The following is a 24,730-nucleotide window of genomic DNA, read 5'->3' as shown; positions in this document are numbered from 1 at the left end:
TTATTGTTGTAATGAGGGGGGAGGGCTTACCAGCGTTCGTTCCAAGGACGCAGGTCCAGCTCAAAAGTCCAGGCATCCCGTGGCTGACTGTGCAGAAACCAATAGTTTTCGGCGATGTGCTCTGGATCGAGAATGCCGTCCTGATCCTTGGTCGCGTATTTCTCGGGAAAGCTGTTGCGGATGAAGTCGGTATCAATCGCACCATCAACCACGATGTGGGCGACATGAATGTTCATCGGCCCCAACTCTCTCGCCATGCTTTGCGCCAGTGCGCGGATGCCATGTTTGGCTCCAGCGAAAGCGGCAAATCCAGAGGCGCCGCGCAGCCCGGCCGTGGCACCAGTGAACAGAATCGTACCGCGCTGCCGAGTCACCATGCGCTTGGCCACTTCACGGGCATTGAGAAAGCCGGAGAAGCAGGCCATCTCCCAGATCTTGAAATATTTGCGCGCGGTTTCTTCGAGAATGCTGCAGGGCACGTTGGCGCCGATGTTGAAGACAAAGGCCTCGATCGGGCCGACGCGGGTTTCGATGTCTTCGATCAAGGCGATGACGTCTTCTTCCTTGCGCGCATCGCAGGCAAAACCATGGGCCTCACCGCCCTCAGCGATGATTGCGTCAACCAGAGGCTTCAATTTGTCGGCGCTGCGCCGGGTCACACAGGCTATAAATCCCTCACTGGCAAAGCGCTTGGCAATCGCCCCGCCCGTGGCATCGCCGGCCCCGACAACCAACACGACCTTCTTGTTATTCATGGGTGAACCCTTTTTGGTTAACGATCGTTTAGTTAACGAACGTTATGCTAGGATTTGGGCAGCGTCAAGGCGATCTATTTTCAGGAGAGGACATGCGTTATTCGGCCGGACACAAATCGGAAACCCGCGAACGATTGCTGCAAAGCAGCGCGCTGTCGGCGAAGAAATCGGGGTTTTCCACGGTGGGCGTGGATGGCCTGATGAAAGCCATCGGTTTGAGTGGCGCCGCGTTCTACAGCCACTTTTCATCCAAGGATGCGTTGTTCGCTGCCATCGTCGAGCGAGAGTTGAGTGAAAGTCTTGAGCGCCTTGGTGGCCAGGGCGGTGCAGATCGGCAGCGGCTGGAGCGTTGTCTGAAGCAGTACCTGAGCATGGCCCACGTCGAGCAACCAGAGTCCGGTTGCGCGCTGCCGACATTGGGCGCAGAGGTTGCCCGTGCCGATATGCAGGTGCGTGAGCAGGCTGAACAGTGGATCTGCCGTCTTCAGCAGGGCTGGGCTGAGATCCTGGAAAGCGAGAGTCTGGCCTGGTCGGTGCTGTCGCAATGTGTGGGTGCGTTGGTGGTCGCGCGAATGCTGGCAACACCGGACGTGCAGCGTACGGTGTTGCGCTCGAGTCATGAGCAAATCACTCGTCAGCTCGCTTTGCCACGAGCCGAGTAGTTATTTGCAGATGACGATCATGCTGCGGCTGGTATAACCGGCGGGGTTCAGGCCGAACGGATAATCGCCAGGTTCCTCGACGGCATCCCCGGATTTGGCGATCACCTTGTAACCCTTGGGAGCGCAGGAGTTGGCTGCGCTGCTGTAGCACTTGTCCCATGAGGATGAAAGACCGGAACAGTTGATGTGCAGTCCCTTCTTGCCGCGTTTGACCTGGGTTTCCGAGGTCGCTGCGCAACTCGCGATCGCCAGCAGGGCGATCATTAGCAAAATTCGTTTCATTACCATCCTTAATAGCGGCCGCGAGTCTGGTGCTCGGGTCTGCCTGTATTCGCTCGCGTTTGCAGCGTGGTGCCGTCCTTTGCGAAAAAATCCATGCCTGGCGATGGGTTACGCAGCTAAACATGGCCTAAATGAGCGCCAATTACCAGAGCCACTTTCGCTACGCTTCAGTCAGCCGCGACAGCAGGCTTTGCTCCGCTACCCATGGTCATGGTTGCGCCCACTGAAGCCAGAATAATGCACAGGATGGCCAGCCATTGTGACAATGAAAGGTATTCTTGGAGAAAAAGCAGACCTGATAGTGCTCCAAAGGCCGGTTCGATACTCATGAGCGTGCCGAAGGTGCGCGCGGGCATACGCGTCAGCGCGACCATCTCCAGGGTATAGGGCAGGGCGGTGGACAGAATGGCGACGCCGATAGCGATCGGAATCAGTGATGGTGTAAGCAGCGCAGCGCCGGCATGAACGATTCCGATCGGTGCCACGAACAGCGCTGCGATCATTACGCCGAGGGCTGCCGTCGTCACCCCGTTATCGGCGCCGGCCTTTTGCCCGAACAAAATGTACAGCGCCCAGCAGACCCCGGCGCCCAGCGCATAGCCCGCTCCGACGAGGTCAATGCCAGCAGTGGTTGCCCCAGTAGGTATTAATAGGAGCAAACCGACTGCAGCGAGCGCGATCCAGACAAAATCGATGGCGCGGCGGGAGGCATATATAGCTACCGCCAATGGGCCGGTGAATTCCAGCGCAACGGCGATGCCCAGCGGCACTGTGCGCAGCGACATATAAAAGAGGAAGTTCATTCCTCCCAGTGCCATTCCGTAGACGATCACGGTACGAAGAGACTTGGCGGTCAGCTTTGCACGCCATGGGCGCAGTATCAGCAGCATGATCAAGCTGGCAAAGATCAGGCGCAGCGTGGTTGTTCCTTGTGCGCCGATAATGGGGAACATGCTTTTGGCCAGAGAAGCGCCCGACTGGATGGACGCCATGGCTATCATGAGCAGGCAAACCGGAAACAATGTGGAAGCAAGGGAGCGAGGTTGATCATTCATTGCGCGGCAGCATCCAAGGCAAAAACACAGTATTGTTGTGGTAGTGGGCAATATACTGCGCATTGGATGGGGTCGCGTCTATATATAGAAAGCGTTTTTGCTGATTTGAAAGAAAAGCGAAATTAACGGTTGACGGCAGATTCCAGAGGTCTATAATTCGCCCCACTTCCGGCGCAGTCGAAACGGAAAACTCCTTGAGATTCAGAGAGTTACGCAGTTTTCGACAGCGGCTTGCTTCAGGTCATCGAAGCCTGGAAGGAGTTGAAAGGGCAGTGATGTGTAGCTCTTTTAACGGTTCGATCTTCTCGGTCGAAAGCGGAGAAAAAGAGGTGTTGACAGCAGCGATTAACGCTGTAGAATTCGCCTCCCGCTAACGAGAGATCGGAAGCGCAAGTGGTTGAAGTTGTTGAAGAATTCTTCGAAAACTTCTGAAAATAATCACTTGACAGCAAATGAGGCTGCTGTAGAATGCGCGCCTCGGTTGAGACGAAAGATCTTAACCAACCGCTCTTTAACAACTGAATCAAGCAATTCGTGTGGGTGCTTGTGCAGTCAGACTGATAGTCAACAAGATTATCAGCATCACAAGTTACTCCGCGAGAAATCAAAGATGTAACCAACGATTGCTGAGCCAAGTTTAGGGTTTCTTAAAAACCCAAAGATGTTTGAACTGAAGAGTTTGATCATGGCTCAGATTGAACGCTGGCGGCAGGCCTAACACATGCAAGTCGAGCGGATGAAAGGAGCTTGCTCCTGGATTCAGCGGCGGACGGGTGAGTAATGCCTAGGAATCTGCCTGGTAGTGGGGGACAACGTTTCGAAAGGAACGCTAATACCGCATACGTCCTACGGGAGAAAGCAGGGGACCTTCGGGCCTTGCGCTATCAGATGAGCCTAGGTCGGATTAGCTAGTTGGTGAGGTAATGGCTCACCAAGGCGACGATCCGTAACTGGTCTGAGAGGATGATCAGTCACACTGGAACTGAGACACGGTCCAGACTCCTACGGGAGGCAGCAGTGGGGAATATTGGACAATGGGCGAAAGCCTGATCCAGCCATGCCGCGTGTGTGAAGAAGGTCTTCGGATTGTAAAGCACTTTAAGTTGGGAGGAAGGGTTGTAGATTAATACTCTGCAATTTTGACGTTACCGACAGAATAAGCACCGGCTAACTCTGTGCCAGCAGCCGCGGTAATACAGAGGGTGCAAGCGTTAATCGGAATTACTGGGCGTAAAGCGCGCGTAGGTGGTTTGTTAAGTTGGATGTGAAATCCCCGGGCTCAACCTGGGAACTGCATCCAAAACTGGCAAGCTAGAGTATGGTAGAGGGTGGTGGAATTTCCTGTGTAGCGGTGAAATGCGTAGATATAGGAAGGAACACCAGTGGCGAAGGCGACCACCTGGACTGATACTGACACTGAGGTGCGAAAGCGTGGGGAGCAAACAGGATTAGATACCCTGGTAGTCCACGCCGTAAACGATGTCAACTAGCCGTTGGGAGCCTTGAGCTCTTAGTGGCGCAGCTAACGCATTAAGTTGACCGCCTGGGGAGTACGGCCGCAAGGTTAAAACTCAAATGAATTGACGGGGGCCCGCACAAGCGGTGGAGCATGTGGTTTAATTCGAAGCAACGCGAAGAACCTTACCAGGCCTTGACATCCAATGAACTTTCCAGAGATGGATTGGTGCCTTCGGGAACATTGAGACAGGTGCTGCATGGCTGTCGTCAGCTCGTGTCGTGAGATGTTGGGTTAAGTCCCGTAACGAGCGCAACCCTTGTCCTTAGTTACCAGCACGTAATGGTGGGCACTCTAAGGAGACTGCCGGTGACAAACCGGAGGAAGGTGGGGATGACGTCAAGTCATCATGGCCCTTACGGCCTGGGCTACACACGTGCTACAATGGTCGGTACAAAGGGTTGCCAAGCCGCGAGGTGGAGCTAATCCCATAAAACCGATCGTAGTCCGGATCGCAGTCTGCAACTCGACTGCGTGAAGTCGGAATCGCTAGTAATCGCGAATCAGAATGTCGCGGTGAATACGTTCCCGGGCCTTGTACACACCGCCCGTCACACCATGGGAGTGGGTTGCACCAGAAGTAGCTAGTCTAACCTTCGGGAGGACGGTTACCACGGTGTGATTCATGACTGGGGTGAAGTCGTAACAAGGTAGCCGTAGGGGAACCTGCGGCTGGATCACCTCCTTAATCGACGACATCAGCTGCTGCATGAGCTCCCACACGAATTGCTTGATTCATTGAAGAAGACGATAGAAGCAGCTTTAAGCTCCAAGCTGATAGCTCTGAGCTAACAGTTACAAGCTCGAAATTGGGTCTGTAGCTCAGTTGGTTAGAGCGCACCCCTGATAAGGGTGAGGTCGGCAGTTCGAATCTGCCCAGACCCACCAATTTTGTTATGGGGCCATAGCTCAGCTGGGAGAGCGCCTGCCTTGCACGCAGGAGGTCAGCGGTTCGATCCCGCTTGGCTCCACCATAAACTGCTTCGAAGTTTGAGAGTTTAGAAATGAATATTCGTACTGAATATTGATTTCTAGTCTTTTGATTAGATCGTTCTTTAAAAATTTGGGTATGTGATAGAAAGATAGACTGAACGTTACTTTCACTGGTAACGGATCAGGCTAAGGTAAAATTTGTGAGTTCTCTTAATTGAGAAATTCGAATTTTCGGCGAATGTCGTCTTCACAGTATAACCAGATTGCTTGGGGTTATATGGTCAAGTGAAGAAGCGCATACGGTGGATGCCTTGGCAGTCAGAGGCGATGAAAGACGTGGTAGCCTGCGAAAAGCTTCGGGGAGTCGGCAAACAGACTTTGATCCGGAGATCTCTGAATGGGGGAACCCAGCCATCATAAGATGGTTATCTTGTACTGAATACATAGGTGCAAGAGGCGAACCAGGGGAACTGAAACATCTAAGTACCCTGAGGAAAAGAAATCAACCGAGATTCCCTTAGTAGTGGCGAGCGAACGGGGACTAGCCCTTAAGTGGCTTTGAGATTAGCGGAACGCTCTGGAAAGTGCGGCCATAGTGGGTGATAGCCCTGTACGCGAAAATCTCTTAGTCATGAAATCGAGTAGGACGGAGCACGAGAAACTTTGTCTGAATATGGGGGGACCATCCTCCAAGGCTAAATACTACTGACTGACCGATAGTGAACTAGTACCGTGAGGGAAAGGCGAAAAGAACCCCGGAGAGGGGAGTGAAATAGATCCTGAAACCGTATGCGTACAAGCAGTGGGAGCAGACTTTGTTCTGTGACTGCGTACCTTTTGTATAATGGGTCAGCGACTTATTTTCAGTGGCGAGCTTAACCGAATAGGGGAGGCGTAGCGAAAGCGAGTCTTAATAGGGCGTCTAGTCGCTGGGAATAGACCCGAAACCGGGCGATCTATCCATGGGCAGGTTGAAGGTTAGGTAACACTGACTGGAGGACCGAACCGACTACCGTTGAAAAGTTAGCGGATGACCTGTGGATCGGAGTGAAAGGCTAATCAAGCTCGGAGATAGCTGGTTCTCCTCGAAAGCTATTTAGGTAGCGCCTCATGTATCACTGTAGGGGGTAGAGCACTGTTTCGGCTAGGGGGTCATCCCGACTTACCAAACCGATGCAAACTCCGAATACCTACAAGTGCCGAGCATGGGAGACACACGGCGGGTGCTAACGTCCGTCGTGAAAAGGGAAACAACCCAGACCGTCAGCTAAGGTCCCAAAGTTATGGTTAAGTGGGAAACGATGTGGGAAGGCTTAGACAGCTAGGAGGTTGGCTTAGAAGCAGCCACCCTTTAAAGAAAGCGTAATAGCTCACTAGTCGAGTCGGCCTGCGCGGAAGATGTAACGGGGCTCAAACCATACACCGAAGCTACGGGTATCACCTTCGGGTGATGCGGTAGAGGAGCGTTCTGTAAGCCTGTGAAGGTGAGTTGAGAAGCTTGCTGGAGGTATCAGAAGTGCGAATGCTGACATGAGTAACGACAATGGGTGTGAAAAACACCCACGCCGAAAGACCAAGGTTTCCTGCGCAACGTTAATCGACGCAGGGTTAGTCGGTCCCTAAGGCGAGGCTGAAAAGCGTAGTCGATGGAAAACAGGTTAATATTCCTGTACTTCTGGTTATTGCGATGGAGGGACGGAGAAGGCTAGGCCAGCTTGGCGTTGGTTGTCCAAGTTTAAGGTGGTAGGCTGAGATCTTAGGTAAATCCGGGATCTTAAGGCCGAGAGCTGATGACGAGTTACCCTTTGGGTGACGAAGTGGTTGATGCCATGCTTCCAAGAAAAGCTTCTAAGCTTCAGGTAACCAGGAACCGTACCCCAAACCGACACAGGTGGTTGGGTAGAGAATACCAAGGCGCTTGAGAGAACTCGGGTGAAGGAACTAGGCAAAATGGCACCGTAACTTCGGGAGAAGGTGCGCCGGTGAGGGTGAAGGACTTGCTCCGTAAGCTCATGCCGGTCGAAGATACCAGGCCGCTGCGACTGTTTATTAAAAACACAGCACTCTGCAAACACGAAAGTGGACGTATAGGGTGTGACGCCTGCCCGGTGCCGGAAGGTTAATTGATGGGGTTAGCTAACGCGAAGCTCTTGATCGAAGCCCCGGTAAACGGCGGCCGTAACTATAACGGTCCTAAGGTAGCGAAATTCCTTGTCGGGTAAGTTCCGACCTGCACGAATGGCGTAACGATGGCGGCGCTGTCTCCACCCGAGACTCAGTGAAATTGAAATCGCTGTGAAGATGCAGTGTATCCGCGGCTAGACGGAAAGACCCCGTGAACCTTTACTATAGCTTTGCACTGGACTTTGAATTTGCTTGTGTAGGATAGGTGGGAGGCTTTGAAGCGTGGACGCCAGTTCGCGTGGAGCCATCCTTGAAATACCACCCTGGCAACTTTGAGGTTCTAACTCAGGTCCGTTATCCGGATCGAGGACAGTGTATGGTGGGTAGTTTGACTGGGGCGGTCTCCTCCTAAAGAGTAACGGAGGAGTACGAAGGTGCGCTCAGACCGGTCGGAAATCGGTCGTAGAGTATAAAGGCAAAAGCGCGCTTGACTGCGAGACAGACACGTCGAGCAGGTACGAAAGTAGGTCTTAGTGATCCGGTGGTTCTGTATGGAAGGGCCATCGCTCAACGGATAAAAGGTACTCCGGGGATAACAGGCTGATACCGCCCAAGAGTTCATATCGACGGCGGTGTTTGGCACCTCGATGTCGGCTCATCACATCCTGGGGCTGAAGCCGGTCCCAAGGGTATGGCTGTTCGCCATTTAAAGTGGTACGCGAGCTGGGTTTAGAACGTCGTGAGACAGTTCGGTCCCTATCTGCCGTGGACGTTTGAGATTTGAGAGGGGCTGCTCCTAGTACGAGAGGACCGGAGTGGACGAACCTCTGGTGTTCCGGTTGTCACGCCAGTGGCATTGCCGGGTAGCTATGTTCGGGAAAGATAACCGCTGAAAGCATCTAAGCGGGAAACTTGCCTCAAGATGAGATCTCACTGGAACCTTGAGTTCCCTGAAGGGCCGTCGAAGACTACGACGTTGATAGGTTGGGTGTGTAAGCGCTGTGAGGCGTTGAGCTAACCAATACTAATTGCCCGTGAGGCTTGACCATATAACACCCAAGCAATTTGCTGACCTGAAAAGGCACCAGATTGCGGTGTGTGAAGACGAAACGAACCGAAAGTTCGAAATTCACAAACACCTAGCTGTCACATACCCAATTTGCTGAAGCGAGGCCGTCTGGTCACGAGTCAGTACCCGAATTTCTTGACGACCATAGAGCGTTGGAACCACCTGATCCCATCCCGAACTCAGCAGTGAAACGATGCATCGCCGATGGTAGTGTGGGGTTTCCCCATGTGAGAGTAGGTCATCGTCAAGATTAAATTCCGAAACCCCAATTGCGAAAGCAGTTGGGGTTTTGTTTTGCCTGCGAGAAAGTTTTCAGAGTGCCACCGGGGAAATTCATCCTGAAGTGGATGGCGAGTTTTGGTATGGTGCAGCTCGTTTTTTAACGGACTGATGCCCTGCCCATGGATCGGCACTCATTTACGTCAAAGAGTTGCTGTAGAAATGCCTGAACCAATCCCGATCAAGGATCATGAAAAAGAGACGAGGCTGGTCAACAAACGCTTGATTGCCTGTGCTCTGTTCGTGTTCGCCATCAGCTGCGCTTTGGTGGTGCGCCTGTACATTCTCCAGGTCGTGGAATTCGATTACCACTCGACCATCTCCGAAAACAACCGAGTCCATGTCCTGCCGATACCGCCGACGCGGGGATTGATCTACGACCGCAACGGTGTATTGCTCGCCGACAACCGTCCCAGCTACAACCTGACCATCACTCGGGAGCGTGCAACCGACGTCAATCAGGAGCTGGACGAAGTCATCAACTTGCTGCACTTGCCTGCTGAAGACCGCACGGTATTCGACAAGGCGATGAAGCAATCCCGGCATCCATTTACACCGGTCACACTGTTTTATGAGCTGACGGAAGAGCAGATCGCCGTCCTGGCGGTGAACGAATTTCGCTTGCCGGGCATTGATGTCGAACCGCAGTTTGTCCGGCACTATCCTCTCGGCGCACATTTCGCTCATTCAATCGGTTATGTCGGTCGGATCAATGAAAAGGAAGCTAAAACCCTCGACTCCGTGGAATACCGAGGTACGCAGTCCATTGGTAAAACCGGTATCGAGCGTTTTTATGAGGCGCAGTTGCACGGCCATGTCGGTTACGAAGAAGTCGAGACCAATGCTCAAGGCCGCGTGCTGCGGGTGCTCAAGCACACGGATCCGGTTCCAGGTAAAAACATCGTCCTTAGTCTTGACGTCAAACTGCAGGAAGCCGCCGAAGCTGCTTTGGGAGACCGTCGTGGTTCAGTGGTAGCTCTCGACCCGTCCACCGGAGAAGTGCTGGCGATGGTCAGCAATCCGAGCTTCGATCCGAATCTGTTCGTCACCGGGATCAGTTCGAAGGAATATTCAGCGCTGCGGGATTCCATCGATCGGCCATTGTTCAACCGCGTATTGCGTGGCCTGTACGCCCCAGGCTCGACGATCAAACCGGAAGTCGCCATCGCAGGGCTGGACGCAGGCGTCGTAACTCCGCAGACCCGCGTATTCGATCCCGGCTATTACCAACTACCGGACTTCGATCACAAGTATCGCAACTGGAACCACAGCGGTGATGGTTGGGTGGACATGGACGCGGCGATCATGCGTTCCAACGACACCTACTTCTACGACTTGGCGCACAAGCTTGGCATCGATCGTCTGCACGACTACATGGCGATGTTCGGCCTTGGTGAAAAAGTCTCGCTGGACATGTTTGAAGAGTCCCCCGGTCTGATGCCGTCGCAGGCGTGGAAACGCGCTACACGGCGACAGGCCTGGTATCCCGGCGAGACGGTTATTCTCGGCATCGGCCAGGGATACATGCAGGTCACACCGCTGCAATTGGCCCAGGCCACTGCCCTGATCGCCAATAAGGGGATATGGAATAGGCCGCACTTGGCCAAGTCGGTCGACGGTGTAGCTCCGGTTGATGAGCATCCAATGCCAAATATCCTGCTTAAAGATCCGCGGGATTGGGAGCAGGTCAACCACGGTATGCAGATGGTCATGCACGATGCTCGAGGCATTGCCCGTGCGGCCGCTGCGGGGGCGCAATATCGCATCGCCGGCAAGAGTGGTACGGCGCAGGTGGTGGCGATCAAGCAGGGTGAGCGTTACAACCGCGAGAAAACCCTTGAGCGCCACCGTGACAACGCCCTGTTTGTAGGATTCGCACCGGCCGAGCATCCGAAGATCGCCATCTCGGTAATGATCGAGAACGGCGAGGCGGGTGGTCGTGTTGCCGGTCCAGTAGTGCGGCAGATCATGGACGCCTGGTTACTCGATCAGGATGGTCACCTTAAACCTCAATACGCTGCGCCGAGCAAAGCGCCGGGCGATCCTCACGTCTGAGGCGTAACGGTTCACAGCACAGGCTCCGTAAGCGGAGCCTGTGATTACGCACCGGGTACCGGGCAGCTCATATCACCTTCCTCACATTTCAAATACTGCTTGAGGGTTTCTACTCTGGCCTTGGTTACGTCTGTAAGACAACTACTGTAAACCAATGGATACACACTCCCGCCTGCCACCCCAGAAGCCGAAAACTTGCACTCGGCATCCCGAAAGCTGACCCACGCCCGCTGCGCGTTGACCAGCAGCTTCTTTCCGTCCGGGTTGTCCTTCAGGCGTCCGGTGATCTGCTGATAGAGCGTATTCAGTTCCTTGTCTGCCGCTTTGAAGGCTTGCCCCGCGCATTGATTCATCGTCGCCTGATCGCTGGCGTTGGCGCAATCAACGGCGGCATGGGCGAAAGGGGCAAACAAAAAGGGCGCAGAGGCCAAAAGCAGACGCACTGACATAAGGTTCTCGCTGTATTGAGTGGGAAGAGTGTATCGAGTGTTATGTACGTAGCCGGGAGGCCTCAAGCAAGCGATCCGCAGTGGCGGTGATTTCTTCGCCGTCATGCAACTGCTCCAGCCAGTGCTCGGGAATCGCCCGAGCGCCGTAGTAAGTACCGGCCAACTGACCCACGATAGCAGCTGTGGTATCCGCATCATCACCGAGATTGGCTGCTTTCAGTATCGCGTCAGCGTATGTTTGCGTGTGATGGAAGCACCACAAAGCGGCTTCCAATGATTGCACGCTATAGCCGCTGCCCTTGATTTCGTTTTCTTTTTTGCCGAGATACTCACCCCGCGCGATCGCAACCACCTTGGGTTGGGAATACTCTGCAAGTAGCGATTGGCGCAGTTGCGTTTTGTCGGCTCCCTCAAGCGCTCGTGCGATCAGATCAGCCAGCAATTGGCAGCACTCGATTGCCTCCGGCGCCGCATGGGTTGTGCGCGAACTGTCGGCGGCGTGGATCTGGATCTGTCTAGCGTCGGGAAAATAAAACAGCACGACAGGAGCCAACCGCATCAGCGACCCGTTGCCAGCTGTCAACGGGTCAGTCGAGCCGGCAAAAGGCTCTCCGCTTCGCTGATACTGTTGCAGCGCCTGGCTCACGGTCATGCCGATGTCGAAACATTCACCGGTGGAGCTCAGATATCCCCATTTCCACCAATTGAGATAGCGGCCCATCTGATCAGCCGCGTCGAAACCGTTTTTGCGCAGCAGGCTCTCGGCCAGGCAGAGTGCCATTGAGGTGTCATCGGTCCATTGCCCTGGCTTGAGCTGGAACGGGCCACCGCCGACCATGTCGCTCAGCGGCTGGAATGATCCTCGCGGCTGGAACTCAACTGTTGTGCCGACCGCATCGCCGCAAGCCAGGCCGAGGAGGGCGCCGCGATACCGATCGGCAAGAGAGGGCTGCATGATTCGTCCTTGTTTCTGCGGATTCGCTGGAAAGATAACAGGTCAAGCGGCGCCGATCACAGAGCGGAAACTACCGCAGGATGTGTCTGCTCGGATCGATGCCTGCAGCGCCTGGATACAACTTCGCATTGGACATGTGGTCATACAAGCCTAGTGTTCAGAACAGGAGGTGACGTATGAAACCAGTACCTAACAGTTTCGAACGCAAGATCACGCTCAAGGCGTCGCGTTCCCATGTCTGGCGCGCATTGGTCGATGCAGAGGCGTTCGGTCAGTGGTTTGGCGTGGCACTTGAGGGCCGGCGCTTCATTGCCGGTGAGTGGACGCAGGGCCAGGTCACGTACCCCGGTTATGAACACGTATTGTGGAATGTGCTGATCGAGCGGGTCGAGCCGCAGCAGTTGTTTTCTTTCCGCTGGCACCCGTATGCGGTCAACCCGAAGATCGACTACTCGCAAGAGCCGACCACGCTGGTCAAGTTCGAATTGCAGGACTTCGAGGACGGCACTCTACTCAAGGTCTCGGAGTCCGGCTTCGCGCACATCCCTGATATCCGTCAGAAAGAGGCGTATTACATGGACAGTCGCGGCTGGGAGGAGCAGTTGAGCAGGCTTGAACAGTTTCTCGCCGAAAGCGCCAGGGCTCGTGAAAGCGGCGGTGCCTGACAGGTCTAAGGGTTTTCGGCAGTGTTTGTATGGCGAATGTCTTACACGCATTGGTAGCTTTTACGACTATTGCTGATTGGATCCACTGGGTAATCTACACACATCAACTGAGACACAGGGAGTGTTTCAGGATCATGGACGATCGACCATCGCAAGGATCGCTGCCGACAGGGAGTCGATAATGGTCTTGGGAAAAACCCGCTTCGGCGGGTTTTTTTTCGCCTGAATGTAGGAGCCGCCGAAGGCTGCGATCTTTTGATCCTGCTTTTAAAAGCCAGGTCAAAAAGATCACAGCCTGCGCGAATGTCATCCCGTCACGAAGCAATCAACTGCCGCAACACATAATGCAGGATCCCCCCGGATTTGAAGTACTCGACCTCATTCAGCGTATCAATGCGGCACAAGACTTCGATTCTCTCCTGACGCCCATCCTCCCGAGTGATAACCAGCGGCAGGTTCATCCGCGGCCTCAGCTCGACGCCGGTCAATCCCAGAATCTCGAACGTCTCTTTGCCGGTCAGATTGAGACTCTTGCGATTCTGATCAAGCTTGAACTGCAACGGCAGCACACCCATGCCGACCAGATTAGAGCGGTGAATACGTTCGAAGCTCTCCGCAATCACCGCTTTGACGCCCAGCAGATTGGTGCCTTTCGCCGCCCAGTCACGGCTCGACCCGGTGCCGTACTCCTGACCGGCAATCACCACCAACGGCGTACCCGACGCCTGATATTTCATCGCTGCGTCATAGATCGCCATTTTTTCCCCGGTGGGAATGTAAAGTGTGTTGCCACCTTCCTCGCCACCCAGCATCTCGTTGCGAATACGGATGTTGGCAAACGTACCGCGCATCATCACTTCATGATTGCCGCGACGGGAACCGTAGGAGTTGAAGTCGCGCGGCTCCACGCCTTTTTCCTGCAGGTATCGCCCGGCCGGGCTGTCGATCTTGATGTTGCCGGCGGGGGAGATGTGGTCGGTGGTCACTGAATCGCCGAGCAAGGCCAAGACCCGCGCGCCTTTGACGTCTTTGACTTCCGGCAGAGGGCCGGAAATGTCGTCGAAGAAAGGTGGATGCTGAATGTAGGTCGAATTGTCCTGCCACACGTAAGTCGCCGCTTGCGGCACCTCGATGGCCTGCCATTGCTCATCACCGGCAAACACTTCGGCGTATTCCTTGTGGAACATCGCCGTGTTGACCTGATTCACCGCTTCGGCGATTTCCCGGCTGCTCGGCCAGATATCGCGCAGGTATACCGGATTGCCCTGCTGATCCTCACCCAGCGGTTCGCTGCTGATGTCGGTGCGCACGCTGCCAGCCAGTGCGTAGGCGACGACCAGCGGAGGCGAGGCCAGCCAGTTGGTTTTCACCAGCGGGTGTACGCGACCTTCGAAGTTGCGGTTGCCGGACAAGACCGACGCGACGGTCAGATCGGCTTTCTGAATGGCTTTCTCGATCGGCTCCGGCAGTGGCCCGGAGTTGCCAATGCAGGTGGTGCAACCGTAGCCAACTAACGAAAACCCGAGCTGATCAAGGTATTGAGTCAGCCCGGCAGCCTTGTAATAGTCGGTGACGACTTTCGAACCGGGGGCCAGTGAGCTTTTGACCCAAGGCTTGCGCGTCAGACCTTTCTCGACAGCTTTTTTCGCCAGCAGTCCAGCAGCCATCATCACGCTCGGGTTGGAGGTGTTGGTGCAGGAGGTAATCGCGGCGATGACCACTGCACCGTTTTTCAGGCGATAGGTCTTGCCCTCGTATTCGTAGTCCGCTTCGCCCACCAGATCGGCGTTGCCCACTGCTACGCCGCCGCCACCCTCGCTTTCAAGGCGTCCTTCTTCCTTGCTGGTGGGTTTGAATTGCAGGTCGATGAAATCACTGAAGGCCTGCGCGACGTTCGGCAGCGAGACGCGATCCTGCGGACGTTTCGGTCCGGCCAGGCTGGCCTCGACGCTGCCCATGTCCAAAGCCAGGCTGTCGGTGAACACCGGCTCCTGACCCGGCAGACGCCACAGGCCTTGAGCCTTGGTGTAGGCCTCGACCAGTTTCACCACTTCCGGCGGCCGGCCAGACAGGCGCAGGTATTCCAGCGTGACATCGTCGACCGGGAAGAAGCCGCACGTCGCACCGTATTCCGGGGCCATGTTGGCGATGGTTGCGCGGTCGGCCAGTGGCAGATCGGCGAGACCATCGCCATAGAACTCGACGAATTTGCCGACTACGCCTTTCTTGCGCAGCATCTGCGTTACGGTCAGCACCAGATCGGTGGCGGTGATGCCTTCCTTGAGTTTGCCGGTGAGTTTGAAGCCGACCACTTCCGGAATCAGCATCGATACCGGTTGCCCAAGCATCGCCGCTTCCGCTTCGATCCCGCCCACGCCCCAGCCGAGTACGCCGAGGCCGTTGATCATGGTGGTGTGGGAGTCGGTGCCGACCAGCGTGTCGGGGAACGCGTAGGTGCGGCCATCCTCGTCTTTGGTCCAAACGGTGCGGCCGAGATATTCGAGGTTGACCTGGTGGCAGATGCCGGTACCCGGCGGGACCACGCTGAAGTTATCGAACGCACTCTGGCCCCAGCGCAGAAAGGCATAGCGCTCGCCGTTGCGTTGCATTTCGATGTCGACGTTCTGTTCAAACGCACTGGCGCTGCCAAACTTGTCGACCATCACCGAGTGGTCGATCACCAGATCCACCGGCGACAACGGATTTATGCGTTGCGGGTCGCCACCAGCCTTGGCCATCGCCGCGCGCATTGCGGCGAGATCGACGACGGCGGGGACACCAGTAAAATCCTGCATCAATACCCGGGCGGGACGGTATTGGATTTCGCGATCGGAGCGGCGCTCCTTGAGCCAGGCGGCGATGGCTTTGAGGTCAGCGCCGGTGACGGTTCTTTCGTCTTCCCAGCGCAGCAGATTTTCCAGCAGTACCTTCAACGACATCGGCAGCTTGTCGAGGTCGCCCAGGCTTTTGGCGGCTTCCGGCAAGCTGAAATAATGGTAGGTCGTGGCATCGATTTGTAGGGTTTTCAGTGACTTCAGACTATCGAGGGACGGCATTACGATCACTCCTTTGAGTCCGCACGGCTACGGACTGAGGGGACGGGCAGAGCATTAAACCTAGCCCTGTTTTGAATAGCTGGCTAATAACTGGACTGTATGAGCGGAACCAAGGTTCCGACTTCAGCTATCATGCGCCGGTTTTCGTGACAGGCATTGCGGTAACGCAAGGCTTGAGCATCGCGCAACGGTCGAATGATCGACCGTTGCCCAGGAGTAAGAATGAACACCCTATTCATGCATTGCCGGCCCGGCTTCGAAGGCGAAGTCTGTTCGGAGATTTCCGATCTCGCCGCCCGTCTCAATGTCGCCGGTTACGCCAAAGCCAAAACCGCCACGGCCTGCGCCGAGTTTGTCTGCACTGAAGCCGACGGCGCCGAACGCCTGATGCGCGGTCAGCGTTTCGCCGAATTGATCTTCCCTCGGCAGTGGGCGCGGGGCTTTTTCATTGATCTGCCGGAAAACGATCGCATCAGCGTAATCCTCGCGCACATGGCCGATTTCCCGGTGTTTGGCAGTCTGTGGCTGGAAGTGGTCGATACCAATGACGGCAAGGAACTGTCGAATTTCTGCAAAAAATTCGAAGGCCCGCTGCGCAAGGCGCTGACCGCCGCTGGCAAACTGGTGGAAGACGCCAGCAAGCCGCGTTTGTTGCTGACCTTCAAGAGTGGCCGCGAAGTGTTTCTCGGCATGGCCGATGCCGGCAATTCGGCGATGTGGCCGATGGGCATTCCGCGCCTGAAGTTTCCTCGCGAGGCGCCGAGCCGGTCGACCTTGAAGCTGGAGGAGGCGTGGCACCACTTCATTCCACGTGATCAGTGGGAAGACCGCCTGCACAGCGACATGACCGGCGTCGACCTCGGCGCCGCGCCGGGCGGCTGGACCTGGCAACTGGTCAACCGGGGCATGCTGGTGACTGCTATCGACAACGGCCCGATGGCTGAAAGCCTGATGGAAACCGGGCTGGTCCAGCATCTGATGGCGGACGGTTTTACCTTCAAGCCGAAGCAGCCGGTGGACTGGATGGTATGCGACATCGTCGAGAAACCGGCGCGCAACGCGGCGATGCTCGAAGAGTGGATCGGCGAGGGGCATTGCCGCGAGGCGGTGGTCAACCTGAAGCTGCCGATGAAGCAGCGTTATGCCGAAGTGAAACGTCTGCTCGAGCGCATTGCCGATGGTTTCAAGGCTCGTGGGATCAAGGTTGATATCGGCTGCAAGCAGCTATATCACGACCGCGAGGAAGTGACTTGCCATCTGCGCCGGCACGACACCAGGAAAACCAAATCGCGCTGACACAACACTGAACCTGTGGGAGCGAGCCTGCTCGCGAAAGCGGTGGGGCAGCCAACGATGTGTTGACTGACGGATTGCCTTCGCGAGCAGGCTCGCTCCCACATGGGTTGGACGATATCCCAAGCAATGCGCGACAATGCCGGCCAGTTTCTGGAGTGAACCATGAGTGAAATGATCGATACCCCGGTCGACGGCACCCTCGACGCCACCGGCCTCAATTGCCCGGAACCGGTAATGATGTTGCACCAGCACATCCGCGATCTGGTGCCTGGCGGCTTGCTCAAGGTGATCGCCACCGATCCCTCGACCAAGCGCGATATCCCCAAGTTCTGCGTGTTTCTTGACCATGAGCTGGTCAGCCAGCACGAAGAGGCCGGCACCTATCTGTACTGGATTCGCAAGAAGTCCTGACTCAGGGCAAAAAAAGACCTGCAAATGCAGGTCTTTTTTTATGGGTGATCAACCCGCCGAACGACTGATTCGAATCCGCTTGCGCGCACTGCGTGTCAGACGAATCGACAGCATCAACGCTGCGCAGCTTAAGCCTACGATCAAACCCTGCCACAAACCGCTCGGACCGCGTGGCTCGCCGAGCCAATCGGTCAGGCCCAGCGCATAACCGACCGGCAGACCGATGCCCCAGTAGGCGAAGAGAGTCAGGATCATCGTCACCCGAGTGTCCTGATAGCCACGCAGTGCGCCTGCTGCGGTCACCTGGATCGCATCGGAAAACTGGAACAGCGCCGAATAAACAATCAGCATCGCCGCAATATGAATCACCGTTGGATCAGCGGTATAGATCGCCGCAATCGGCTCGCGCAGCGCCAGCATCAGGCTCGCCGACAGGCAGGCGTAGGCCAGCGCCGTGCCCATGCCGACTCCGGCGGCAAAGCGCGCTTCACGCGGTTCTTCGCGCCCAAGCGCCTGACCGACACGCACGGTGACCGCCATGCCCAGCGAATAGGGAATCATGAATACCAGCGAGCTGACGTTCAGCGCGATCTGATGCCCGGCCACCACCGTCGCGCCGAGGCTGCCGATCAGCAGGGCGATTACGGCAAAAATACTCGACTCGGCAAACACCGCGATGCCGATCGGCAAACCAATCGACAGCAGACGTTTGATCACCGCCCACTGCGGCCAGTCGAAGCGGCTGAACAATTCGCTTGAGCGATAGGCCGGTGCCCAGCGTTCATACCCGGCCAGGCCCAGCGCCATTACCCACATCACGATCGCCGTGGCCCAACCGCAGCCGACGCCGCCCATGGCCGGCACGCCGAAGTGGCCGTAGATGAAGATGTAGTTCAGCGGGATGTTCAGCGCCAGACCACAGAGGCCCAGCACCATGGCCGGGCGGGTGCGGCCGATGCCATCGCTGGTGCAGCGCAGCACGTGATAGAGGGCCACCGCCGGCAAGCCGCTGGCGATGCCGTGCAGATATTGCATGCACGGGCCGATCAGCTCGGGATCGACCTTCATCAGATGCAGCACCGGCTCGGCGGCGACCAGCATCGAGGTGGCGATCAATCCGACTACCAATGCCAGCCACAACGCCTGACGCACAATCGGGCCAATTTCGCTGTGCTTGCCGGCGCCGAAACGCTGGGCGACTTTTGGTGTGGTGGCCAGCAGGGTGCCGGTCATCAATAGAAACACCGGAACCCAGATCGAGTTGCCCAGCGCCACTGCCGCCAGGTCCTTGGGGCCGACGCGCCCGGCCATCACCGCATCGACGAAGCCCATGGCCGTGGTCGCCAGTTGCGCGATGATGATCGGCAGGGCCAGGGCGAGCAGGTTTTTCAACTCCAGGCGAATCCGCGCAGGGCGGCTCAGCGAGACGGCGACAGGTTGGTCAGTTACAGGGTTCACAGGCAAAGCGTCCAGAAAGTATTGATGCGCAGAGCGGCGCATTCTACGCCGCTGACGCCTCGGTCAGGAAATATCCTCTGTTGCGTATTTGTAAGCGCAAACCCTGCTGGCTGATCGACGCGTCAGCACCTAAACTGCCGATCCGCCCAAGGAGCCCGCCATGCTGATTGTTGCCGACGAAAATATCCCGCTGCTCGATGCTTTTTTTGCCGGTTTCGGCGACATCCGCCGAGTGCCGGGCCGCTCCATTGACCGCGCGACGGTTGAGCAGGCCGATGTGTTGCTGGTGCGCTCGGTGACTAACGTCAATCGCGCGCTGCTCGAAGGCAGCAAGGTGCGCTTTGTGGGCACCTGCACCATCGGCACCGATCATCTGGATCTCGATTACTTCAACGAGGCCGGGATCTGCTGGTCGAGCGCGCCGGGTTGCAATGCTCGTGGCGTGGTCGATTACGTACTGGGCAGTCTGATGACGCTGGCCGAAATCGAAGGCGCGGATCTGACTCAGCGTACTTACGGCGTTGTCGGCGCCGGTGAAGTGGGGGGGCGCTTGATCAAGGTCCTGAAAGGCCTGGGATGGAACGTCAAGGTTTGCGACCCGCCGCGTCAGGCTGCCGAGGGCGGCGATTATGTCAGCCTTGAGCAGATCATCGAGCAGTGCGACGTAATCAGTCTGCATACGCCATTGACCCGCAGCGGCGACTCTGCAACCTGGCATCTGTTCGATCAACAGCGTTTGCAGCAACTCAAGCAGGGTGCCTGGCTGATCAACGCGGCGCGTGGCCCTGTAGTGGACAATGCAGCGCTGCGTGAGGTGCTGCTGGAGCGCGAGGACCTGCAAGCGGTGCTCGACGTCTGGGAAAAAGAACCGGAAGTCGACCCTGCGCTGGCCGAGCTCTGCGTGTTGGCCACGCCCCATATTGCCGGTTACAGCCTCGACGGCAAGCAACGCGGGACCGCGCAAATCTATCAGGCCTACTGCGCTTTCATTGGCCAACCTGCGGCTATCGCGCTCAGTGATCTGCTGCCAGCAACCTGGTTGTCGGAAGTTTCCCTGCACGGTGACTGCGATCCGGCGTGGGCACTGGCGATGTTGTGCCGGGGCGTGTACGACCCGCGCCGCGATGATGCGGATTTCCGCCGCAGTCTCGTGGGAAATGTCGCTGAGCAGCGCGCGGCGTTTGACGCGTTGCGCAAGCAATATCCGGTGCGACGCGAGATCGAAGGGCTGAAGGTGCGAATTGAAGGAGATGCGCCTGTGCTGCGGCAGATTGTTGAGGCGCTGGGGGCGGTGGCTGTCTGAATCAGCGCTGGCCTTTTCGCGAGCAGGCTCGCTCCCACAGGGGATCTACAGTGCAGCAAAGTTAAAGGTGGGAGCGAGCTTGCTCGCGAAAGCCACACCACCAATCCCGAATTGCAGATATAAAAAACCCGGCCAATCAGGGCCGGGTCAGGAAGACGGTGGCTACATCACTCTTGTTCGGCAGGCTTGACCAATCGCTTCTCCAGTTCGCGGCACGCGTCCTGGATCATGTCTTCAGTGATCGGTACTTCGCGGCCCTGCTCATCGATAATCGAGCAACCCAGAGACTGGTCGGGTTTGGTGCGGATCACTTCAATCTTGTCTTCGCTGCTGTGTTGCAAGGACATGGCCTGTCTCCTCATCAGGTTGTGTGCCTAAGTTAAAACCGCCACGTGACCAGGCTGTGACAACTCCCTGCGGTCTGTCGGCGGGCGGCATCTCTACTCAAACAGAAATGACCGCTCGTCTCAACCGCAACCTTAGACCAATCGTTTCTAGCATCCGGACATCCCGGGCATATTTAACCTGACTCATTGTGATTTACAGAGTTCCACCCCATCTGAGTCTGTAGGCTGGCCCGATCCATCTGCGCAGACGTGAACTCCATGATCTCCATGCTTTCTTCCCGACACCGGCGCGCCCTGCGCCTGACCAGTCATTTTCTCCTGCCGTACCGCTGGCATGCCTTCGGCGCACTGCTCGCGCTGATCGTCACCGCCGGCATCACCTTGTCGATGGGGCAGGGCATCAAGTTGTTGGTAGACCAGGGTTTCATGACCCGTTCGCCGCATCTGCTGAATCAGTCGATCGGGATTTTCATGTTGCTGGTGCTCGGGCTGGCGCTGGGCACCTTTGCCCGTTTCTATCTGGTGTCGTGGATAGGCGAGCGCGTGGTCGCCGACATTCGCCGCCAAGTGTTCAATCACCTGGTGTATCTGCATCCAGGCTTTTATGAGGACAACCGCAGCTCGGAAATCCAGTCGCGTCTGACCGCTGATACCACGCTGCTGCAATCGGTGATCGGCTCGTCGCTTTCGCTGTTCCTGCGCAATCTGCTGATGGTCATCGGTGGTGTGGTGTTGCTGTTCATCACCAATCCGAAGTTGACCAGCATTGTCGTGATTGCACTGCCGCTGGTGATCGCGCCGATCCTGATTTTCGGCCGCCGCGTGCGCAATCTGTCGCGCCAGAGCCAAGACCGTATCGCCGACATTGGCAGCTATGTGTCGGAAACCCTTGGTCAGATCAAAACCGTACAAGCCTACAACCACCAGGTTCAGGACGAGCAGCGTTTCGCTTCGACCGTCGAGCAGGCGTTCGAAACTGCGCGTAAACGGATCTTCCAGCGAGCGTGGTTGATCACTTTGGTGATCGTGCTGGTGCTTGGCGCGGTGGCGGTGATGTTGTGGGTCGGCGGCATGGATGTGATGGCGGGACGGATTTCGGCTGGGGAACTGGCGGCGTTCGTTTTCTACAGCCTGATTGTCGGCAGTGCGTTCGGCACGCTGAGCGAAGTGATCGGCGAACTGCAACGCGCTGCGGGTGCCGCTGAACGCATCGCAGAATTGCTGCGTTCGGAAAACATCATCCAGCCACCGTTGACCGGACTGGTCACTCTGCCAGCGCGAGTCAAAGGTGAACTTGAACTGTGCGACGTGCGTTTTTCCTACCCGTCGCGTCCGCAAAGCTACGCCGTCGATGGCTTGAATCTGACGGTGAGGGCAGGCGAAACCCTGGCATTGGTGGGGCCGTCCGGCGCGGGCAAGTCCACGGTTTACGACTTGTTGCTGCGCTTCTACGATCCACGCGAGGGGCAGATTTTCCTCGATGGCGTGCCGCTGACCAGCCTTGACCCGCTGGATCTGCGCCGCTGTTTCGCCCTGGTCTCGCAAACCCCCGCGTTGTTTTTCGGCAGCGTGGAGGACAACATTCGCTACGGCTGCCCGACGGCCACGCTTGAACAGGTCAAGGAAGCTGCGCGAATTGCCCACGCCCACGACTTCATCGAACAAATGCCGGACGGCTATCAAACTCATCTCGGCGATGGCGGCCTCGGGTTGTCCGGCGGTCAGCGCCAACGTCTGGCCATTGCCCGCGCCTTGCTAGTGGACGCGCCGATCCTGCTCCTTGACGAAGCCACCAGCGCCCTCGACGCACAGAGCGAACATCTGATCCAGCAGGCCCTGCCAACGCTGGTGGAAAACCGCACCACGCTGGTGATCGCTCACAGGCTGGCCACGGTGAAGAACGCTGACCGGATTGCGGTGATGGATCAAGGCAAGCTAGTAGCGGTGGGGACACATCAGGAGTTGATCGCCAGCAATCCGCTGTACGCACGGCTGGCGGCGTTGCAGTTCAATGATGGTCGATCTGTCACAGCAGACTGAGCAATCGACCAAGTAACCGACCAAAAAAATGCCCGCATCTCACGATACGGGCATTTTTCATGATCCGGCGTCAGCCTGGTGATTACTGATCGTCAAAATACCGCTCATGCCAATCCACCAGCGGTTGCGGCGAGTTGAGCTTTTGCCCGTAGATCACCGAGTAGGACAACACGTTCTGCACGTATTGACGGGTTTCGTCGAACGGGATGCTTTCCACCCAGACGTCGAAACTCAGGTGATCAGCGCCGCGCAGCCACTGACGCACGCGGCCTGGCCCGGCGTTATAAGCGGCGGAGGCGAGCACGCGGTTGCCGTTGAACTGGCTGTGCACCTGGCTGAGGTAAGCGGCGCCGAGCTGAATGTTCTTGTCTGGATCGAGCACTTGCTGGGGCGAGGCCAATGGAATGCTGAACTTGCGCGCGGTTTCCTTGGCGGTGCCGGGCATCAATTGCATCAGACCGCTGGCGCCGACGCCGGAGCGCGCGTCGTCCATGAAGGCGCTTTCCTGCCGGGTTATGGCGAACACCCAGCTCGAATGCAGGCCGCGAACCTTGGCTTCACGCACGAGGGTATCGCGGTGCGCCATCGGGAAGCGGATGTCCAGGTCGTCCCAGTACTGCGCCTGACTGATGGTGCGAATCGCCGGGAAGTACCATTTCAGGTCGTAGGCCAGTTTGGCCTGGGCGACCATTTCATCGCGGTTGAAATGACGGCTGACGTGATACCACTCGCGACGCCCGTCGACGATCTGCCCGCGTGCATGAAACTCCAGCGCGCGCCGCACGCCGGGGGTGTTACGAACCTTGTTGATCAACGCCTGGCTGAGCACCAGCGGCTTGTTGTTCAGCGAGTAAGGCGACTGTGAACGGTCTGCGGCGAGGAAGCCGTAGAAGTCTCGTTCCCGCGCCAGATTCTTGTACAGGGTCAGCGCTTGCGGGTTTTGTGGCTCGGCCAGCTCCAGACTGCGCGCCTGCCAATAGCGCCAACGGTTGGTGGTGGCCAGGTCTTGCGGCAGACGTTTGGTCAATTCGTAGGCATCGTTCCAGCGTGCCAGACGCAGCAGCAGGCGCAGGCGCCATTCCGAGACGGTGTTGTCGCGCAGCTCCGGATCGTATTTGGTCATCACGTCCAGCGCGCGGCTGTCGAAGCGGCGCGCGAGGGTCAGGCCGATCTCGCGAGCGATCGCGACCTTCTCATCGCGAGAGAAATGCATGCTGCTGGCGTAACCGTCGAGCAAAGCCATGGCCTTGTCCGGATCCTGCCGAGCGAGGCGGCGCAAGCCGAGGCTGACGACGTCTGACATCGGCTCGTCGGCCGGGCTGAAGCGCGACGGCTGATTGAGCAATTCGGGTTTCTGCGCCACGTCGACCAGCAAACGACCGCGCGGGGCGAGGGTGGTCAGGCCGTTGATCAGACTGTTGGCCAGCGGATAGTTGCGTGCCTGCGCAGCAAGTTTGGTGCGCTCCCAGCGTTTCTGCTCGGTAAGCTGGCCGTCGGCAGCCCAGATGCCGAACAGCGCGTCACAGGCGGCGGGTTGCGATTTGCCGGTCAGCCAGAGTTTTTCTGCGTTGGCATAGCCTTCAGCCTTCTTGTCGTGGCTGATTTGGTACTGCGCGTTGAGGCAGTCGAGCTCGGTGAAATTCAGCTTCGGATCGTAATACTTGACGAAGGTCGCCCAGTCGCCACGATCGGCGAGCCAGCGCAACCAGCGCAGCTTCATCCAGTTGGCCTGCGGCAGGTCACCGTGTTCGGCGAGGAATTTCTCGATTTCTGCGTTGCTCGCGGTCTTCAGACGCGCGGTCAGTTCGTCGTAGGCCAGATACGGTTCCAGCGGATAATCGGCCAGCGCCTGGCTGTAACGGAAATACGGGCCGGTATCACCCTTGGCCAAGGCGCGCTTGGCTTCATCGTAATACTGGCGTTGGGTGGACAAGTCCACCGCCTGGACGGATTGAGCGGCAGCGGCGGTAAGAAACAAGCAGGACAAAACACTGAAAAGGCGACTGCGCATGAGACATCC

Annotated in this window: 16 protein-coding genes, 2 tRNA genes and 3 rRNA genes; 12 read left to right on the top strand and 9 right to left on the bottom strand. The window is 57.0% G+C overall.

Annotated elements, in window-relative coordinates; translation table 11 throughout:
* Positions 1-26 precede the first annotated feature (26 nt).
* Positions 27-755, bottom strand: a complete 729-nt coding sequence (locus NF676_RS18590) for an SDR family oxidoreductase (protein ID WP_252886575.1) — start codon at positions 753-755, stop codon at positions 27-29.
* A gap of 92 nt (positions 756-847) precedes the next feature.
* On the opposite strand from NF676_RS18590, the gene NF676_RS18585 reads away from it, so the two are divergent.
* Positions 848-1,417, top strand: a complete 570-nt coding sequence (locus NF676_RS18585; protein WP_150742473.1) for a TetR/AcrR family transcriptional regulator — start codon at positions 848-850, stop codon at positions 1,415-1,417.
* On the opposite strand, the gene NF676_RS18580 is transcribed toward NF676_RS18585, so the two are convergent.
* Both NF676_RS18580 and rhtA read right to left on the bottom strand, forming a co-directional pair.
* Positions 1,418-1,699: a hypothetical protein gene (locus NF676_RS18580; RefSeq protein ID WP_056788609.1), complete on the bottom strand. Its 282-nt coding sequence runs from the start codon at positions 1,697-1,699 to the stop codon at positions 1,418-1,420.
* Between the two features lie 167 nt (positions 1,700-1,866).
* The gene (gene rhtA / locus NF676_RS18575) at positions 1,867-2,754 is read right to left on the bottom strand and encodes a threonine/homoserine exporter RhtA (protein WP_252886574.1); all 888 of its coding nucleotides are present in this window, start codon (positions 2,752-2,754) and stop codon (positions 1,867-1,869) included.
* A 667-nt stretch (positions 2,755-3,421) separates the two neighbouring features.
* On the opposite strand from rhtA, the gene NF676_RS18570 reads away from it, so the two are divergent.
* The 6 genes from NF676_RS18570 to mrdA all read left to right on the top strand — a co-directional run bounded on the left by NF676_RS18570 (position 3,422) and on the right by mrdA (position 10,730).
* Positions 3,422-4,958, top strand: a 16S ribosomal RNA gene (locus NF676_RS18570).
* A 123-nt stretch (positions 4,959-5,081) separates the two neighbouring features.
* Positions 5,082-5,158, top strand: a tRNA-Ile gene (locus NF676_RS18565).
* A gap of 10 nt (positions 5,159-5,168) precedes the next feature.
* Positions 5,169-5,244, top strand: a tRNA-Ala gene (locus tag NF676_RS18560).
* A 238-nt stretch (positions 5,245-5,482) separates the two neighbouring features.
* Positions 5,483-8,376, top strand: a 23S ribosomal RNA gene (locus tag NF676_RS18555).
* Positions 8,377-8,530: 154 nt separating this feature from the next.
* Positions 8,531-8,646, top strand: a 5S ribosomal RNA gene (gene rrf / locus NF676_RS18550).
* The 16S, 23S and 5S rRNA genes sit together here with 2 tRNA genes alongside, the layout of an rRNA operon.
* A gap of 191 nt (positions 8,647-8,837) precedes the next feature.
* Positions 8,838-10,730, top strand: a complete 1,893-nt coding sequence (mrdA, locus tag NF676_RS18545) for a penicillin-binding protein 2 (RefSeq protein ID WP_056791554.1) — start codon at positions 8,838-8,840, stop codon at positions 10,728-10,730.
* A 44-nt stretch (positions 10,731-10,774) separates the two neighbouring features.
* On the opposite strand, the gene NF676_RS18540 is transcribed toward mrdA, so the two are convergent.
* Together NF676_RS18540 and NF676_RS18535 are read right to left on the bottom strand one after the other, a co-directional pair.
* Positions 10,775-11,179: a lysozyme inhibitor LprI family protein gene (locus tag NF676_RS18540; protein ID WP_056791550.1), complete on the bottom strand. Its 405-nt coding sequence runs from the start codon at positions 11,177-11,179 to the stop codon at positions 10,775-10,777.
* A 40-nt stretch (positions 11,180-11,219) separates the two neighbouring features.
* Entirely contained in the window at positions 11,220-12,134 is a 915-nt protein-coding gene (locus tag NF676_RS18535) for an ADP-ribosylglycohydrolase family protein (protein ID WP_252886573.1), read from the bottom strand.
* Between the two features lie 176 nt (positions 12,135-12,310).
* On the opposite strand from NF676_RS18535, the gene NF676_RS18530 reads away from it, so the two are divergent.
* Complete coding sequence (locus NF676_RS18530; RefSeq protein ID WP_016775506.1) at positions 12,311-12,799, top strand: SRPBCC family protein; 489 nt, start codon at positions 12,311-12,313, stop codon at positions 12,797-12,799.
* Positions 12,800-13,113: 314 nt separating this feature from the next.
* On the opposite strand, the gene acnA is transcribed toward NF676_RS18530, so the two are convergent.
* Positions 13,114-15,855 carry an aconitate hydratase AcnA gene (gene acnA / locus NF676_RS18525; RefSeq protein ID WP_252886572.1) on the bottom strand — a complete coding sequence of 914 codons (2,742 nt, stop codon included), beginning with the start codon at positions 15,853-15,855 and terminating at the stop codon, positions 13,114-13,116.
* 222 nt (positions 15,856-16,077) lie between these two features.
* Here acnA and rlmM point away from each other — a divergent pair, with 222 nt between their 5' ends.
* The gene (gene rlmM, locus NF676_RS18520; RefSeq protein ID WP_041477361.1) at positions 16,078-17,151 is read left to right on the top strand and encodes a 23S rRNA (cytidine(2498)-2'-O)-methyltransferase RlmM; all 1,074 of its coding nucleotides are present in this window, start codon (positions 16,078-16,080) and stop codon (positions 17,149-17,151) included.
* A 162-nt stretch (positions 17,152-17,313) separates the two neighbouring features.
* Positions 17,314-17,562, top strand: coding sequence for a sulfurtransferase TusA (gene tusA, locus NF676_RS18515; protein ID WP_016775503.1), 249 nt, complete (start codon positions 17,314-17,316; stop codon positions 17,560-17,562).
* A gap of 48 nt (positions 17,563-17,610) precedes the next feature.
* Here the strand turns inward: tusA and NF676_RS18510 are convergent, their stop codons facing one another.
* Positions 17,611-19,020: an MATE family efflux transporter gene (locus tag NF676_RS18510; RefSeq protein ID WP_150741267.1), complete on the bottom strand. Its 1,410-nt coding sequence runs from the start codon at positions 19,018-19,020 to the stop codon at positions 17,611-17,613.
* 160 nt (positions 19,021-19,180) lie between these two features.
* On the opposite strand from NF676_RS18510, the gene pdxB reads away from it, so the two are divergent.
* On the top strand, positions 19,181-20,323 hold the full coding sequence (pdxB, locus tag NF676_RS18505; protein ID WP_252886571.1) for a 4-phosphoerythronate dehydrogenase PdxB: 1,143 nt from the start codon (positions 19,181-19,183) through the stop codon (positions 20,321-20,323).
* Between the two features lie 167 nt (positions 20,324-20,490).
* On the opposite strand, the gene NF676_RS18500 is transcribed toward pdxB, so the two are convergent.
* The gene (locus NF676_RS18500) at positions 20,491-20,670 is read right to left on the bottom strand and encodes a PA1571 family protein (protein ID WP_024013646.1); all 180 of its coding nucleotides are present in this window, start codon (positions 20,668-20,670) and stop codon (positions 20,491-20,493) included.
* Between the two features lie 258 nt (positions 20,671-20,928).
* Between NF676_RS18500 and NF676_RS18495 the strand changes: the two genes are divergently transcribed.
* Complete coding sequence (locus NF676_RS18495; protein ID WP_431078123.1) at positions 20,929-22,710, top strand: ABC transporter transmembrane domain-containing protein; 1,782 nt, start codon at positions 20,929-20,931, stop codon at positions 22,708-22,710.
* A gap of 82 nt (positions 22,711-22,792) precedes the next feature.
* On the opposite strand, the gene NF676_RS18490 is transcribed toward NF676_RS18495, so the two are convergent.
* Positions 22,793-24,721, bottom strand: a complete 1,929-nt coding sequence (locus NF676_RS18490; protein ID WP_056791535.1) for a transglycosylase SLT domain-containing protein — start codon at positions 24,719-24,721, stop codon at positions 22,793-22,795.
* Positions 24,722-24,730: the final 9 nt, after the last annotated feature.

It is taken from the genome of Pseudomonas siliginis (assembly GCF_024072275.1).
Taxonomy (GTDB): domain Bacteria; phylum Pseudomonadota; class Gammaproteobacteria; order Pseudomonadales; family Pseudomonadaceae; genus Aquipseudomonas; species Aquipseudomonas siliginis.
This window is presented reverse-complemented; position numbering and strand designations above follow the sequence as displayed.

Bases quoted from the DNA above. Each gene is read 5' to 3' on its own strand.
- NF676_RS18590 (WP_252886575.1), bottom strand. From the start codon at position 755: ATGAATAACAAGAAGGTCGTGTTGGTTGTCGGGGCCGGCGATGCCACG.
- NF676_RS18585 (WP_150742473.1), top strand. From the start codon at position 848: ATGCGTTATTCGGCCGGACACAAATCGGAAACCCGCGAACGATTGCTG.
- NF676_RS18580 (WP_056788609.1), bottom strand. From the start codon at position 1,699: ATGAAACGAATTTTGCTAATGATCGCCCTGCTGGCGATCGCGAGTTGC.
- rhtA (WP_252886574.1), bottom strand. From the start codon at position 2,754: ATGAATGATCAACCTCGCTCCCTTGCTTCCACATTGTTTCCGGTTTGC.
- mrdA (WP_056791554.1), top strand. From the start codon at position 8,838: ATGCCTGAACCAATCCCGATCAAGGATCATGAAAAAGAGACGAGGCTG.
- NF676_RS18540 (WP_056791550.1), bottom strand. From the start codon at position 11,179: ATGTCAGTGCGTCTGCTTTTGGCCTCTGCGCCCTTTTTGTTTGCCCCT.
- NF676_RS18535 (WP_252886573.1), bottom strand. From the start codon at position 12,134: ATGCAGCCCTCTCTTGCCGATCGGTATCGCGGCGCCCTCCTCGGCCTG.
- NF676_RS18530 (WP_016775506.1), top strand. From the start codon at position 12,311: ATGAAACCAGTACCTAACAGTTTCGAACGCAAGATCACGCTCAAGGCG.
- acnA (WP_252886572.1), bottom strand. From the start codon at position 15,855: ATGCCGTCCCTCGATAGTCTGAAGTCACTGAAAACCCTACAAATCGAT.
- rlmM (WP_041477361.1), top strand. From the start codon at position 16,078: ATGAACACCCTATTCATGCATTGCCGGCCCGGCTTCGAAGGCGAAGTC.
- tusA (WP_016775503.1), top strand. From the start codon at position 17,314: ATGAGTGAAATGATCGATACCCCGGTCGACGGCACCCTCGACGCCACC.
- pdxB (WP_252886571.1), top strand. From the start codon at position 19,181: ATGCTGATTGTTGCCGACGAAAATATCCCGCTGCTCGATGCTTTTTTT.
- NF676_RS18500 (WP_024013646.1), bottom strand. From the start codon at position 20,670: ATGTCCTTGCAACACAGCAGCGAAGACAAGATTGAAGTGATCCGCACC.
- NF676_RS18495 (WP_431078123.1), top strand. From the start codon at position 20,929: ATGATCTCCATGCTTTCTTCCCGACACCGGCGCGCCCTGCGCCTGACC.
- NF676_RS18490 (WP_056791535.1), bottom strand. From the start codon at position 24,721: ATGCGCAGTCGCCTTTTCAGTGTTTTGTCCTGCTTGTTTCTTACCGCC.